We start from the raw sequence: 13953 nt of genomic DNA on the forward strand, positions 1-13953 counted from the left end.
CATTACTTATATAGTGTACCAAAATTTAAAAAACTCAAAAAGGATATTGCTTTATAGTAAAAATAGGATGTTTTCAGATAATCGACATAATTCTTTCAAAATATACACACACCTTTGTAACAAGTCCCCTCTATTTTAAACGTATTTTCACTATAAACTGATTGTAGATAATGTAAAAAAGGAGTGAATATTCATTATGTCCGACGTTCTGTTACTGAGTCGTTTTCAATTTGCAATTACTATTTTTTATCACTTTTTATTTGTACCTTTGACAATCGGACTTGTCATTTTAGTAGCATGTATGGAAACTCAATACGCCCGCACATTGAATCCAACATACCGTAAAATGGCAAATTTCTGGGGTAAATTATTTACAATTAACTTCGTAATGGGGATTATAACCGGGATTACGATGGAATTCCAATTTGGAACAAACTGGTCTGAGTACTCCAAATATATGGGAGACATTTTTGGATCACCTCTTGCAATTGAAGCACTTGTTGCCTTCTTCTTAGAATCTACTTTCATGGGAATATGGTTATTCGGTAAAGACAAAATTTCACCAAAGTTCCGTGCCTTCTGTATGTGGATGGTTGCACTTGGAACAAATATTTCCGCACTTTGGATTATTACAGCAAATGGTTTTATGCAAAACCCTGTTGGCTATGTAGTACGTAATGGCCGCGCTGAATTAAATGATTTCTGGGCACTCGTTACAAATCCATATGCTTGGAACATGTTCTTCCATACTGTCATTGGTTGTTATATCGTAGGTGCTTTCTTCGTTATGGCAATTAGTGCCTATCACTTATTGCGTAAAAATGAAGTGGAATTCTTCAAAAAATCATTTAAGTTTGGTTTAATGTTAGGCTTATTCGCCGCAACAATTACACCGTTTATGGGACATCAATCTGGTGTATCAGCAGCTAAATATCAACCCGCAAAAGGAGCTGCGATGGAAGCAGTTTGGGAAACTGGAAAAGGACAAGGCTTCTCAATTGTTCAAATTCCTGATGTGAAAAATGAGAAAAACTTTGAATTCCTTACGATTCCAAAACTCGGAAGCTTCTTCTATACAAACTCATTTGATGGCGAAATTGTTGGTTTAAAAGATATTCCGAAAGATGAACGTCCAAATGTTAACCTCGTGTATTATAGCTTCCGCTTAATGGTTGCACTTGGTATGTTCTTTATGGCATTAACTTGGTATGGCTTCTATTTAAACCGAAAAGGAAAACTAGAAAACTCAAAACGTTATTTAAAAATTACAATATGGTCTGTCTTACTTCCATACATTGCGATTAATGCTGGCTGGATTGTCGCTGAAGTAGGTCGTCAACCTTGGACAGTATATAAACTAATGCGTACCGCAGAATCTGTATCACCTATATCTGTCCCGCAAATTTGGTTCTCATTAATTAGTTTAATTTTGTTCTACACTTTACTTTTAATCGCAGACGTATACTTAATGCTGAAGTTCGCGAAAAAAGGACCTGCAGCATTAGAAGATCCTGCTACTGAGGGAGGCGTGGCTCATGTCTCATGATATGCTTGCAATCATTTGGTTTGGTTTATGGGGCGTGATTTGGACAGTTTACTTCATTCTTGACGGGTATGCACTTGGTAACGGAATGATTTTTCCTTTCGTTACGAAAGATCGACAAGAACGAAATCAATTACAAGAAGCAATTGGCCCATTCTGGGGCGGTAATGAAGTATGGTTAATTACAGCTGGTGGTGCAACATTTGCTGCCTTCCCAGTCACATATGCCAATATGTTTAGTTATCTCTATACACCGTTATTCTTAGTATTACTTGCACTGTTTGCTCGTGCCGCTGGACTGGAATTCATGCATAAAGATGATTCACCAATTTGGCAAAAAACTTGTAAATGGGCATTTACAATTGGGAGTTTCTTAATCGCCTTTTTATTCGGTGTTACATTTGCTAACTTGTATTACGGACTACAAATCGGAAAAAATGGCTATGAAGGAAATTTACTTAGCTTACTAAACCATTACGGTATTTTAGGAGGGTTGTTCTTCACTGCTATATTCGTTGTCTCTGGTGCCCTTTGGGTCATGATTAAAACGACTGGTGAAGTATCCGACCGTGCTTATAAAATCGCAAGACCGTTTTCAATGGCAGCAGCTATTATTTTAGCTATCTTCTATGTAGCAACTGCTAATCGGACAAACTTATTCCAAAACTTTACGGAATATCCGGTACTATTCATTCTTCCAGTACTTGCAATGCTAATGAGTGTACTCGCACTTATTATGGTGTACAAACATAAAATTGGCCTTGCATTCACATTCGTTTGCCTAACAATCGCAATGTTTATGACAACTGGCTTTGCAGGTATGTTCCCAAGAATGTTACCATCTCGTATTAACGACGCATACAGTACAACGTTATACAACGCAGCCGGTAGTCAATTAAACTTAAAAATTATGTTCTTCGTTGCAATGGTCATGGTACCAATCGTTATTGGATATCAGCTTTGGAGCTACAGTATCTTTAAAAATAAAATTCATAAAGACTCTGCTAAAGGGTATCATTAAAATAAAAAAAGACGCTTCGGTTGAAGTGTCTTTTTCATGTATGATTTTCGATAAAGTGAAACTTTAATCCGTGGGGGCACCCCTACGGATTATTAGTTGAACCAATCGGGCATTTACGGGCAGTTAATCTTCCTCTTAACCTCTTTACTACAGCTGACTCTTGAAGTGGGAGTCTTACTGTCCGTTAATGCGGGATAAGATGTTATATTTCCAATCTAACAACTATAATACAGAAGAATCATTAACAGCTCACAGCTAAAGTGTAACATACAACAAACATGTTACTTTATGCAATTTTGCATTTTAAAATTATAACGTTGATTGAATAACTTGATCATACACATCATTATCCCTTACATCCGCCGTACTAATCCCGCTAAACGTTTGTACTTTCATTCCTGTATTTGATGATCCCGATCCATTGTAAGCTTTCGTCTTTTCAATCGGCTGTACGTTATATTTATCACCTACATTAATTGTTCCATTACAGTTTTCAATAATAACACCTTCCACAACTGCCGGCATTTTGTCACCCACTTTCATTTCTTTACTTTTATTTTATGAAAATCGCCTAGAAAAATAGCATGTTTCAATAAGAAAAAGCACTCAAATTGAGTGCTTTTTCCTTAAGCATAAAGACAAGTTTGGAGACAGTTGACTTCTTCAAAATTTTATTAGGGGTAATATTTTGAAAAAGAAAGCCTTTCATATGTAGGTTAACACCACTGGAATATATAGTAAATTGATAATATTTATACGGAAGATTGCTAATGTTTAGTATAGATAGTTTCCACTATACCAACAGTGAAAACTATCTATACTAATAACAAAAAGGCGCCTTCAAAAAGACACCTTTCAAAACAGACACTATAAAACAGAATTCTTTATTGTTATACGATTGTTAGATACAAAAAGTCGAGGGAAATGTTTGTATTAAATTCTGCTTTATAAAGTCTGTCTACAACTTATATTGTAATCCTCTTCATTTGAAAAAAAATATAATATGCACAATTGCATACAAAAAGAAAAAGCACTCTACTGAGTGCCTTTTCAACCATTTTACTTTTAATATATCGCTTTGAATATATTGTAACATACGTATCTATATATTTTATTAAGAAAATTCAAAATCCTTTTTCTTTCATTTTCACTTATAAAATCATGTAATATAAAAGGTATGTCAAATTCTTATACAAATTGAGGTGTACTATATTTATGATGTATTTCGGAATTATTCCCCTTATATTATTTATTATTTTTCTTATCTCCTATTTAAAAGATCCGCGAAAAATAATAAACGGCTTTTTATTTAATGCCTTTATCTGTTCATTTCTATTATTTTGCGCTATAGCCTCATTTGAGTCTGGTAATAACGATTTACATTTCATCGTTATCATCCCCATGTTAGCACTACTTGTAATGATTCCTTTTGCTATAGTCGCTTTAATGTTTGGACTCTTTCTTAATGCAAAAATTTTAATGCAACGTGAAGGAAGACGCTTCACAAACTCTTTAACTTTAATTGCTGCTTTAGGGATTTTATTCTTTATAATGCTCCCTATCATAAATCCAGCAAATTTATTCTCAGAGCATTTTCAATTTATCTTTGCTGCTATCTCTCTTATAACTATGTATTTCTTTGTGCATTTATCTAACTTCTTAAGCGCATATTTTTTATACCAATTCAACAGACCAAGACGTAATCAAGATTTCATTATCGTTCTCGGTAGCGGCTTAATTAATGATAAAGTACCACCTTTACTTGCAAGCCGAATTAATAAAGCTATCGACTTTTATTGGAAACAAGCTGCTGTGAATACACCACCAACAATTATTTTCTCTGGCGGTCAAGGTCCAGATGAAGGACTTCCTGAAGCAGAAGCAATGCAAAATTACGCTGTTGAAAAAGGCATTCCGATTGAACATACAGTGCAAGAAAATCGCTCTGTAAACACATATCAAAATATGTTGTTCTCTAAAGAAATTATGGATTCTTTAAAGCCTGAAGGTAAATATAAAAGTATTTTTACCACAAATAATTTTCACCTTTTCCGCGCTGGTATATATGCAAGACAAGCTGGTCTTAACAGCCAAGGGATCGGATCAAAAACAGCCTTTTATTACTGGCCTAACGCAATGATCCGTGAATATGTTGCGATTGTCGTAATGGGACGGAAGCGCCATATGAAAATATGTGGAACTATTTTAGGTTTCGCTTTATTCCTAACAGCCCTTAGTTTTATTGTTTCTTAATAGCTATTAAATAAAAGGTCCCCTGAATGCTTTATACATAGGGGATTTTTTATATCTTTCAGTTCATCAGATTTAAATAAGTAACATAACAGCATATAACACATTAATTATTCCTGAAACTAATCCAATAATAGCAAATGTTTTACTCGTACCTGTCACTTTTTTGTTTAAACCCAATATAGAAAATACGATAGCTACACTACCAATAAGCCCCCATAAGTTTATAAACCAAGATATTAATCCAGTGATGAAACCAACTAAAGAAAAAACTTCTATACTACTATTAGAACTGCTATTTGGAAAACTTCCCTCTACCGTTTTATAGCTAAGACTCTCCCCGCACTGTCCGCAAAATTTATTGCCCTCGTTCGTTTCATTTCCACATTTCGTACAGTATCCCACAGAATCCCCTCCCTAAGGTTAGTGCCCCAAATGTATATATCCATACTATTCATTCTACTTTTTCATATTAAAATTATGACCACTCTCTACTCTTCTACAGTTGTATTTAAAATAATAATATGGTCATAATATTCCCTGCATACATCCATTAAAGGAGAAATTTTTCAAATTAAATGTTAAAATAAAATTTAGGTGTGAATTATGTAACAAACAAGAAACTAGTTTGAAACGAGGAAATTATATGGAGAAAATTATCAAAAACAAGCCCAATAAGCTAAAAATTGCTTCGAAAGCTTTGATGATTATTATTGGGGCATTTATCACAGCGTACGGATTAGAAGCAGTATTAATTCCAAATAACGTATCAGACGGTGGTGTGACTGGTTTAAGTATCGTTAGTTCAAGATTATTTGGATTGCCATTAGGAGCTCTAATCGCAGTTATTAACATTCCTTTCGTTTGGTTAGGATATAAGCAAATTGGTAAAAGCTTCGCGATTTATTCTATTATCGGAATTGCTTCATTAGCAATAGGTACCGTTGTCATGCACGGAATACCAGCTATTATTGAAGGCGATACATTATTAGTTACAGTTGTTGGTGGTATTATCATCGGTTTTGGTATGGGACTAGCATTACGTAACGGTGGCGCATTAGATGGAATCGATATGCTAGCTGTATTGCTCTCTCGTAAGTTACCATTTGGAACGAGTGACCTTATTTTATTCTTAAACATGTTCGTATTTATTTTCGTATCAACAGTATTCGGTCTTCAAGGAGCTATCCTCTCGGCAATTGCTTACTTTATCGCTTCGAAAGTGATTCATATTGTTGAAGTTGGTTTAAGTGGTTCGAAAGCATTTAAAATTATTACAAAAGAGCCTGAATTAATGGTAGAAACAATTCGCGATCGTTTAGGCAGAAGTGCAACATATAACGAAGTATACGGTGGTTATTCAAGAGAGAAATTCAAAGAAATTTCTTGCGTAATTAACCGTTTAGAAGAAAGTAAAATGAAAGAACTTATTAATGAAATCGATCCACACGCCTTTATTACAGTTTATGACGTAGCAGAAGTAAAAGGCGGTAATTTCAAGAAACGTGATATTCATTAATCGTTATGTAAAAGAGGGTATGCCAAATTTTGGCACACCCTCTTTTTATTATTAAGTTGCTATAGTTGTCAGTTTTTGTCGGTAAGTCGATATATTTCAATAATCGCTGATATATTTTGAGTTGTGGTCGATATATTCTAATACTCGCTGATATATTTTGAATTACGGTCGATATATTCTAATACTCGCTGATATATTTTTACTTTCCCCCCTTATGCCTAGATCGCACCATCTAAAAGGAATTAATCCCCAGAAAAAAAAGACCAAAAAGCAACTCACACTTTTCGGTCTCTCTACTATCTTCTCTTCGTAATTTTCCCTGAACCACCAACCCTTGTTTTCGGGGGTGATGTATTTCTTGGCGGAGTTTTAATAGATGATTTCGGCTTCACATCTGATCCGCTTGAACCGCCTGGTGTTTTTGTAATTTTACCTTTGCTTCCAGTAGAAGGTGGAGGCGTCGTATTATTTCCTTTTTCAGTAATACTTCCCTTATCACCTACTGATGGTTTCGAATCTACATTATCGCCTCGCTTAATGATAGACCCTTTCCCTTCCTTCGTAATTGGAGGTGGGGTTTTCTTTTCTTCTTTCGTAGGTGGTCTCTCTGGAATAACTGGTTTATGATTTTGTCTGTCATTATATCCTCGATAATCACCGGGCGATGATTTTCTTGAACCGAATATATCGTTTAATATGCTACCCATAATATATCCTTGCAAGAAGGACGGTTGGTAATTTTGACGGACAAATTCTTCATTACTCACTTCAATTAACGTATCAGATGGTTTCTCTTTATCCTTTTGAAGGTTATACATTTTATCCGAATAAACGAGAAACATTTGATTTTCGTCTTCTTTAGATGCTTGTTTCGGTTTCCTTTCGGCTATAAGTTCCTTCGCGACTTCAGGAACTGACCGATTGGCGGCCCTATACACGTAAGATTCTTGTTTACCTTCCTTAGCAACAGATTCAAGTGGATAACGGTCTTGAATCGACTTTGTCTGCCCGCCTTGACAACCTGATAAGGCATAACCAGCAACAACAAGTAATGTAACGATAGCAAGTATAGGGATCACAAACGATTTAATCATGGTAAACAATCGGTTTGACATGATTACGCCCCCTTACGTTGCTCTTATAATTTGTACATCAGCAGGAATGATTGCTTCTCCCTCATACATCATTGTACGACCATTTTGCCATTCAATACGCAATAATTTTCGATTATCTGATTGGAATTCCCAGACGTACTGTTCCTCTGAAGCTGAGAATGGTGTTTTCCCCATCACAACAACACGTCCGGTATATTGTTCTTCCATATGGTACTCTGTATCATCCATTTCAATTGTCGTCGGAATTTCCTCAATTGAATCTAAGCGACCATCAATTGGTGTATATAATTTGTAATACGTATTTTCACGATCTTCAATTTTTAAATAACGAATGTCTTTCCCGTCTTGCAGTGTTAAAACAATTTCCTTGCGAGAATGCATACTCGTTTTCCCAGTTAATTCGTACATGACTAATGAAACTTCAATCATATCACCAGGAGCTAACGTTAAAAGACTCTTTTCCGGCTTCGGTGGCTCTGGGCTTTTCATTATATTTTTAATTCGTTTAAATAAACTCATGATCTACCCCTCCTTTTCTCTTTATAAACAAGCACCTAAAATAAGTGCACCAACAATATGTAATGATCCGGCTAACATCGCATGTGCAACGCTACCTTCTTTCGTACCTTCTTCTAAATCAAGACCAGACATTTTCTTTAATACGAATTCGATAAACATTTCTACCACTAATAAAATAACGAAAGAAACTGCTGATGCAAGAAGTGCTTGCCATAAATCATTTGCTTTCGTTATCGATTGAGATAAAATGTACCCTTGTGCAAATAATTTCATAATAAAACGAGTTGTTACAGCTGTATTTCCATTTTTGATTTCTTTTAAATCATTGTATTTTGTAAAAATCGAATCAACCCACATAATTGCAAATAAAAGTACTGCACTCGCTCCAGTCCATACAAGCATGGCAACTACATTCATCCATGTCATTGCAAAACCTCCTCTAAATATAAAGTGAAACTTTAATCAGTGGGGAGGTGTTCATTCCCCGCTGATTATTAGTTGAACCAATCGGGCATTTACGGGCAGTAGATCTCCCCCCACCTCTCTGCTTTCACAAAAAGTAGAGGTGGGAGTCTTACTACCCGTTAATGCGGGGTAATAGAAAACCGACATGAATTTGTTTAGACATGTCGGTTCATTTGTCTCTATTCTATATTATTTCTCATACTGCTTCATAATACGGGCTAATTCATCATCAACAGCAGAATTTTTGTTTAAGCTTGCGAATTCATCATCTAATGATTTTTCTTTCTTATAAACTTCACCGCTTGCTTCCGCTTCAGCCTCTAATTGAAGAGCTTTTTCTTCCATACGGCTTAAACCAGCTTTTGCTGAATTCGAATCAAATCCAGACATCGCCTGATTAATATTCTTCTGTGCTTTCGCTGCATTTACACGTGCTACAAGTGTTTCACGTTTATTTTTCAGCTCTGTTAATTGCTTGCGCATTTCTTCTAGCTTAAGACGCAGATTATCAGCAGCAGCTTTATTTTGCTCGTAGCTTGCTTTATACTCATTCATCTTTTGCTCTGCATTTTGTTTTTCTTCTAATGCACGACGCGCAAGATCTAAGTTATTAGCTTGAACAGCCATATGAGCTTGCTCTTCACGTTTTTTCACAAGTGCTTCTTGCTCTTCAAATAATATTTTGAATTTCTTCTCAAGCGCGATTTGAGCTGCTACACTTTTCTCAGCTTCTTGTACATCCGCTTGCATATCGCGTAAATATTGATCCGTCATCTTAACTGGATCTTCCGCTTTTTCAATTAATGAATATACATTCGACATTGTTAAATCTCTTAATCGTTTAAATACAGACATCTAAATTCCTCCTATGATATACCTCATATTTCAAATTCACTACTTGGAAAACTGAAAAATCTCCCTTTACAGTAAAGAATATTCATTTTTACAGCCTATGTGTTTATTATAACAAAACTAATATGTCCTTACATGTTATTTCCAAAATACATCCATTATAATATGACATTCTATATACAATATTGTATTTCTAATATATTCTCATTACCCCTCTTTGGAATTAACTTACTTTTGTGCAATTTCACTAAATTACATAAGTGTAATGTTACTGTAAGCTAACTCGATAGTTGCATTCCGATATTTCTTATACACTAATACCAGAAGCAACAAATAAGTTCTTCACTTGTAAGCAATAATACAAAAATTGTATTTACTATAAAACATATAAAAGGAGAAATCATCATGAAAAAATTAGTAGGAATCGGATTAGCAGCAGCAATTTCATTCGGAGCATTATCAGGTTGTTCTTTATTAGGAGAGAAAGCGAACGGTTTTGTACTGTACGGCTCAGAAGAACAAGTTCAACAAATTACAGATAAAAACAAAAAAGAAGTGAAAGAAAAAGACTTCTATAAAATGAAAATGACAACATTAGATGGTAAAAAAGTTCTTGTAATGGATAAGAAAACTGGTGAAGAACTAATGAAAAAAGAGTTACTTAGCAAAGTTGATGAAAAAGACAACACGAAGCCACTTGATAAATTACCAGCTGTAACAACAGAACAAGGTGTATTATTTGCAAAAGAGAAAGTAGAAAATGCTACACTTGATGGAGCGAAATTAAAATATGAAGGCAACACAATTATCGGAAGTGGACGTGCATATACAGATATGTATGCGATTGTCGATGACGCAACTTACAGCAATGTAAAAGGTGATGAAAAATCTGTAGGTGTATTAAAATTTGATAAAGACCCGAGTAAAGAATTCCCTGGTTACAAAGGCGTAGAAGCTTCTCAACTTGTAAAAATTAAAAAGTAAAAAGTAAAACAAAAAAGCTTTGCGAAATTCGCAAAGCTTTTTTCTATTTATTATGAGCAATTTGCTCCATATCCGGGCTACAAGTTTGCGACTGACATGACTTATTTAAAGAACATGCCGCGCATTTTCCTTTTTTACTTCTCTTTACAAAATTAACTAACGTATATGCTGCATAACCAAAAATGATAGCTCCAATTATAATATTGACCATCATCACAATACATCTCCTTCTAGAATCCGAGTAGGGATCCAACTTGGTATATAATGAGCGTTAATACATAAGCAACTACGAGTGGATACACGACTGAGAAAATCGTCCATTTCGCTGATCCTGTTTCACGTTTAATAACAGCTACGGTCGCTAAACACGGAACATATAATAAAATAAAGAACATAAATGCATAAGCTGATAATGCTGTATAATGTGCTCCCATTACATTTCCAAGCACATCTTCTTTAACCGCATAAATAATTGCCATTGTAGAAACGACAACTTCTTTCGCTAAAAATCCTGTTAAAAGGGATGCCGCAGCTTGCCACGTTCCAAAGCCGAGCGGTGCAAATAATGGTGCGATAAATCCACCAATCATCGCTAAGTAGCTATCTCCCATATCAACGCCAAATCCTGATGGACCTGCATAATTTAATAACCAAATAACAACCGAACCACCAAAGATGAATGTACCAGCTTTACGAACAAATCCCTTTCCTTTCTCCCACGTGCTCAGCCATAACGTTTTCGCTTGTGGCACACGATAAGGCGGTAGTTCAATAACAAAAATAGATTTTTCCGCTTTTAAAATCGTAAGAGACATAATTTTTGTAACTAATAACGCAAGAACAATCCCTGCAACATATAAAGAAAATACAACAGTCGCCTGACTATGCGGGAAGAATACGCCCGCAAATAATGCATATACAGGTAATCGTGCTGAACAAGACATAAACGGTGTTACTAAAATTGTAAGTAAGCGCTCTTTCTCCTGTTCAATCGTTCTCGCTGCCATAATACCTGGAACGTTACATCCAAAACCGATAATCATCGGAATAAAAGCTTTTCCGTTTAAGCCGAAAAACTCCATAATTCTATCCATAACAACTGCAATTCGCGCCATATATCCTGAGTCTTCTAATAATGAAATGAAAAAGAATAGTGCAAAGATTTGTGGTACGAATACTAATACAGCACCAACACCGGCAATAATACCTTCTGTAACGAGTGCTTGAATAAAATCAGAAGCTCCAATACTTGTAAGTCCAGCCGTCACCCAATCCGTAAGCTGACCACCAAAAAACTCATCTAACATATCCGATAAAGGTGTACCAATCCACGTAAACGTAACCTGAAAAATAAAAAACATAACTGCTAAAAAGATTGGAAGTCCTAAAATTTTATGTGTAATTAATCTATCAATTTTTTCTGAAAAAGGAATTTTTCCTTCTTTCTCATGCTTCATAACATTTGTTTTTAACTTTTCAATATACGCTTCACGAGTTTTGTAAATGTGCTCTTCTAACGTACAATCAAGTTTTCCTTCTAAGCGAGATCGAATGGCTATGAGTTCCTTATAAATTGGTAATGCTTTCATTTCTTTTTCTACTACTTCGTTATTACTTAAAAATTGAAGAGCTAACCATCTCGGATGCTCGTAATTCACTGTCTCTAAAAGAGCAATTACTTCTCCAATTCCTTCATCCATTTGTACACCATATGAAATAAGGAATGGCTTTTTCTCTTTTTTGTCATTTTCTTTAAGAGTCGTAAGTAGTTCTTCACAACCTTTTCCACTTCTTGCAACGACAGGAACGACTGTTACACCTAATAGTTCTGATAATCGTTTTACATCAATGACAATTCCTCTTTGCTTCGCCACATCAACCATATTTAAACCAATTGAGACCGGCTTACCAAATTCAAGTAATTGCAACGTTAAATGCATATTTCTCTCAAACTGCGAAGAATCTACGATATTTAACATATGATTAAATTCTTCTGTTAATAGAAAGTTTGTTACAACACCTTCATCACGTGAAACTGGATTTAAATCATACACACCTGGTAAATCAATTAATGTTCCTTGTCTATCTTTTAATTTACCAACCTTTTTTTCTACTGTTACACCGCTCCAGTTTCCTACGTATTCATAAGAACCAGTAAGTGCATTAAATAATGATGTCTTCCCTGTATTCGGATTCCCTAGCAAAGCTACCTTATTCACGCTAATTCCACCTTTATCATTTTCGCGTCACAATGACGAATACTAATTAACTGTCCACGACACTCCAATGTACAAGGACCTTTGAACATCGCTTTCTGTTTCAAGCGAAGTTCGCTTCCTTCCGCAAGACCGAAAGCAGCTAGTCTACGCTTTAATAGCTGATCTAAAGACTGAATACTTTTTACTAACACTTTCTCTCCAATTTTAATATCTACTAAGCTCATAACCTTCCCCCTCAGAAGAGAATGATAATTATTTTCAAAAAAATTATACCACACCCAATTTCTCTTGTACTATACCCTTTTGCTTCATATTTATTAACATTTCGCTACAATTCTATTTCAATTATTGTCATACAGCATTTGTTTGCCATTCTCATCCATTTCGCTTACAATAAACAATAGCAAATAAAGAATCTCGTTATCACTGGGGGAGCCATGCCGCTGAGAGGGAACACTTCGTTCCGACCCTTCGAACCTGTTAGTTAATGCTAACGCAGGGATTGTGCAAACGTCCGAAATACATACCTCATTTTTATTTACGTATTTCGTATCCTCCTATGATATCTATTCTTTTTTGTACAACTTGGATTTAGGGGGAGACAACATGCGTAACACCAATTTACAAGCGATGATCGAATCTGCTATTCTTGCAGCCTTCGCCTTGGTCATCGATATTTTACCACTTTCAATCAAAATATCAGCAACAGGCGGTTCCATTTCATTTGCTATGATTCCTATTTTTATTATCGCATACCGCTGGGGCTTCAAAATGGCTTTCTTAGGAGGCTTAATTTGGGGATTATTACAAATTGTCGTAGGCGATGCCATTATCGTCACACCAATTCAAGTACTAATTGAATACTTCGTTGCTTTCGCATTCATTGGATTTGCTGGGTTATTCTATCGTCCAATTCAAAAAGCACTTTTAACTTCCAATAATAATAGCGAAGAGCAATCAAATTTAGGTAGCCGTAAAGACAAACCTTCATCAAAACAAAACCAAGGAAAGAAAGTAATTGGATACATTATCGTCGCTACTTTTATCGGTAGTCTAGCTCGTTACTTCTGTCACTTTATCGCTGGTATCATTTTCTGGGGACAATATGCACCAAAAGGCCAGTCGGCTTTCCTATATTCTTTAATATTTAACGGCAGTACAATGATTGGTTCCTATATTCTATGTACCGTTTTACTTATATTTTTATTTATCACTTCACCACGCTTATTCAAAAGCATCAGTGCTTATCAAATGAATACACAAAAAAAGGGCGCTTAATGAGCGCTCTTTTTTCATATCGTAATATTAATTAAAAATACAATAAATGCGCAAAAGAAAATAAATACCATTATACTTAGCCAATTGCTATGCACGGTTCATCGACTCCTTACATAACCTCATATTCTAAACAAATTATACTGATTAAAAATAAAGATTAGGTAAAGATAATATGAAAATAATTTAAA

At 35.2% G+C, this 13953-nt stretch carries 15 protein-coding genes and 1 riboswitch; of the genes, 6 read left to right on the plus strand and 9 right to left on the minus strand.

Features of this window, described 5'->3' with window-relative positions; all coding sequences use genetic code 11:
- Positions 1–196 precede the first annotated feature (196 nt).
- On the plus strand, positions 197–1546 hold the full coding sequence (gene cydA / locus AC241_RS23790; protein ID WP_001286164.1) for a cytochrome ubiquinol oxidase subunit I: 1350 nt from the start codon (positions 197–199) through the stop codon (positions 1544–1546).
- The gene (gene cydB / locus AC241_RS23795; protein WP_043935220.1) at positions 1536–2564 is read left to right on the plus strand and encodes a cytochrome d ubiquinol oxidase subunit II; all 1029 of its coding nucleotides are present in this window, start codon (positions 1536–1538) and stop codon (positions 2562–2564) included. Before cydA ends, cydB begins: the two co-directional genes overlap by 11 nt.
- A 309-nt stretch (positions 2565–2873) precedes the next feature.
- Here the strand turns inward: cydB and AC241_RS23800 are convergent, their stop codons facing one another.
- Positions 2874–3107, minus strand: a complete 234-nt coding sequence (locus tag AC241_RS23800; protein WP_003308072.1) for a spore germination protein — start codon at positions 3105–3107, stop codon at positions 2874–2876.
- A 675-nt stretch (positions 3108–3782) separates the two neighbouring features.
- On the opposite strand from AC241_RS23800, the gene AC241_RS23805 reads away from it, so the two are divergent.
- A complete protein-coding gene (locus AC241_RS23805; protein WP_042969141.1) occupies positions 3783–4817 on the plus strand; it encodes a YdcF family protein in 1035 nt (344 codons plus the stop codon).
- Positions 4818–4889: 72 nt separating this feature from the next.
- Here AC241_RS23805 and AC241_RS23810 read toward each other — a convergent pair whose 3' ends face one another.
- The gene (locus tag AC241_RS23810; RefSeq protein ID WP_050844613.1) at positions 4890–5219 is read right to left on the minus strand and encodes a zinc ribbon domain-containing protein; all 330 of its coding nucleotides are present in this window, start codon (positions 5217–5219) and stop codon (positions 4890–4892) included.
- A gap of 241 nt (positions 5220–5460) precedes the next feature.
- On the opposite strand from AC241_RS23810, the gene AC241_RS23815 reads away from it, so the two are divergent.
- Positions 5461–6333, plus strand: a complete 873-nt coding sequence (locus tag AC241_RS23815; RefSeq protein WP_000411240.1) for a YitT family protein — start codon at positions 5461–5463, stop codon at positions 6331–6333.
- A gap of 296 nt (positions 6334–6629) precedes the next feature.
- On the opposite strand, the gene AC241_RS23820 is transcribed toward AC241_RS23815, so the two are convergent.
- The 4 genes from AC241_RS23820 to AC241_RS23835 all read right to left on the minus strand — a co-directional run bounded on the left by AC241_RS23820 (position 6630) and on the right by AC241_RS23835 (position 9287).
- Complete coding sequence (locus tag AC241_RS23820) at positions 6630–7448, minus strand: DUF4247 domain-containing protein (protein ID WP_016079958.1); 819 nt, start codon at positions 7446–7448, stop codon at positions 6630–6632.
- Positions 7449–7460: 12 nt separating this feature from the next.
- Positions 7461–7967 carry a DUF4178 domain-containing protein gene (locus AC241_RS23825; protein WP_029443486.1) on the minus strand — a complete coding sequence of 169 codons (507 nt, stop codon included), beginning with the start codon at positions 7965–7967 and terminating at the stop codon, positions 7461–7463.
- Between the two features lie 21 nt (positions 7968–7988).
- Positions 7989–8393 carry a DUF350 domain-containing protein gene (locus tag AC241_RS23830; RefSeq protein ID WP_000220087.1) on the minus strand — a complete coding sequence of 135 codons (405 nt, stop codon included), beginning with the start codon at positions 8391–8393 and terminating at the stop codon, positions 7989–7991.
- A 228-nt stretch (positions 8394–8621) separates the two neighbouring features.
- Positions 8622–9287 carry a PspA/IM30 family protein gene (locus AC241_RS23835; RefSeq protein WP_000110281.1) on the minus strand — a complete coding sequence of 222 codons (666 nt, stop codon included), beginning with the start codon at positions 9285–9287 and terminating at the stop codon, positions 8622–8624.
- A 402-nt stretch (positions 9288–9689) separates the two neighbouring features.
- Here AC241_RS23835 and AC241_RS23840 point away from each other — a divergent pair, with 402 nt between their 5' ends.
- Complete coding sequence (locus AC241_RS23840; RefSeq protein ID WP_029443487.1) at positions 9690–10268, plus strand: lipoprotein BA_5634 family protein; 579 nt, start codon at positions 9690–9692, stop codon at positions 10266–10268.
- 43 nt (positions 10269–10311) lie between these two features.
- On the opposite strand, the gene AC241_RS23845 is transcribed toward AC241_RS23840, so the two are convergent.
- From AC241_RS23845 to AC241_RS23855, 3 genes are read right to left on the minus strand one after another with little or no spacing between them, the layout of a single operon-like run.
- A complete protein-coding gene (locus AC241_RS23845; RefSeq protein ID WP_000989598.1) occupies positions 10312–10482 on the minus strand; it encodes a FeoB-associated Cys-rich membrane protein in 171 nt (56 codons plus the stop codon).
- Between the two features lie 16 nt (positions 10483–10498).
- Positions 10499–12487, minus strand: coding sequence for a ferrous iron transport protein B (feoB, locus tag AC241_RS23850; RefSeq protein WP_043935219.1), 1989 nt, complete (start codon positions 12485–12487; stop codon positions 10499–10501).
- A complete protein-coding gene (locus tag AC241_RS23855; RefSeq protein ID WP_000060512.1) occupies positions 12484–12711 on the minus strand; it encodes a FeoA family protein in 228 nt (75 codons plus the stop codon). Before AC241_RS23855 ends, feoB begins: the two co-directional genes overlap by 4 nt.
- A gap of 194 nt (positions 12712–12905) precedes the next feature.
- Positions 12906–13007: riboswitch (TPP riboswitch) on the plus strand.
- Between the two features lie 86 nt (positions 13008–13093).
- Between AC241_RS23855 and AC241_RS23860 the strand changes: the two genes are divergently transcribed.
- Complete coding sequence (locus AC241_RS23860; protein ID WP_048565091.1) at positions 13094–13765, plus strand: energy-coupled thiamine transporter ThiT; 672 nt, start codon at positions 13094–13096, stop codon at positions 13763–13765.
- Positions 13766–13953: the final 188 nt, after the last annotated feature.

Source organism: Bacillus thuringiensis (assembly GCF_001182785.1).
GTDB classification, from domain to species: domain Bacteria; phylum Bacillota; class Bacilli; order Bacillales; family Bacillaceae_G; genus Bacillus_A; species Bacillus_A thuringiensis_S.

What these genes read in the sequence shown, in the direction of transcription:
- AC241_RS23855 (WP_000060512.1), bottom strand. Translation starts at nt 12,711, where the DNA reads ATGAGCTTAGTAGATATTAAAATTGGAGAGAAAGTGTTAGTAAAAAGT.
- AC241_RS23860 (WP_048565091.1), top strand. Translation starts at nt 13,094, where the DNA reads ATGCGTAACACCAATTTACAAGCGATGATCGAATCTGCTATTCTTGCA.
- AC241_RS23820 (WP_016079958.1), bottom strand. Translation starts at nt 7,448, where the DNA reads ATGTCAAACCGATTGTTTACCATGATTAAATCGTTTGTGATCCCTATA.
- AC241_RS23830 (WP_000220087.1), bottom strand. Translation starts at nt 8,393, where the DNA reads ATGACATGGATGAATGTAGTTGCCATGCTTGTATGGACTGGAGCGAGT.
- AC241_RS23800 (WP_003308072.1), bottom strand. Translation starts at nt 3,107, where the DNA reads ATGAAAGTGGGTGACAAAATGCCGGCAGTTGTGGAAGGTGTTATTATT.
- cydB (WP_043935220.1), top strand. Translation starts at nt 1,536, where the DNA reads ATGTCTCATGATATGCTTGCAATCATTTGGTTTGGTTTATGGGGCGTG.
- cydA (WP_001286164.1), top strand. Translation starts at nt 197, where the DNA reads ATGTCCGACGTTCTGTTACTGAGTCGTTTTCAATTTGCAATTACTATT.
- AC241_RS23845 (WP_000989598.1), bottom strand. Translation starts at nt 10,482, where the DNA reads ATGATGGTCAATATTATAATTGGAGCTATCATTTTTGGTTATGCAGCA.
- AC241_RS23825 (WP_029443486.1), bottom strand. Translation starts at nt 7,967, where the DNA reads ATGAGTTTATTTAAACGAATTAAAAATATAATGAAAAGCCCAGAGCCA.
- AC241_RS23805 (WP_042969141.1), top strand. Translation starts at nt 3,783, where the DNA reads ATGTATTTCGGAATTATTCCCCTTATATTATTTATTATTTTTCTTATC.
- AC241_RS23840 (WP_029443487.1), top strand. Translation starts at nt 9,690, where the DNA reads ATGAAAAAATTAGTAGGAATCGGATTAGCAGCAGCAATTTCATTCGGA.
- AC241_RS23835 (WP_000110281.1), bottom strand. Translation starts at nt 9,287, where the DNA reads ATGTCTGTATTTAAACGATTAAGAGATTTAACAATGTCGAATGTATAT.
- AC241_RS23815 (WP_000411240.1), top strand. Translation starts at nt 5,461, where the DNA reads ATGGAGAAAATTATCAAAAACAAGCCCAATAAGCTAAAAATTGCTTCG.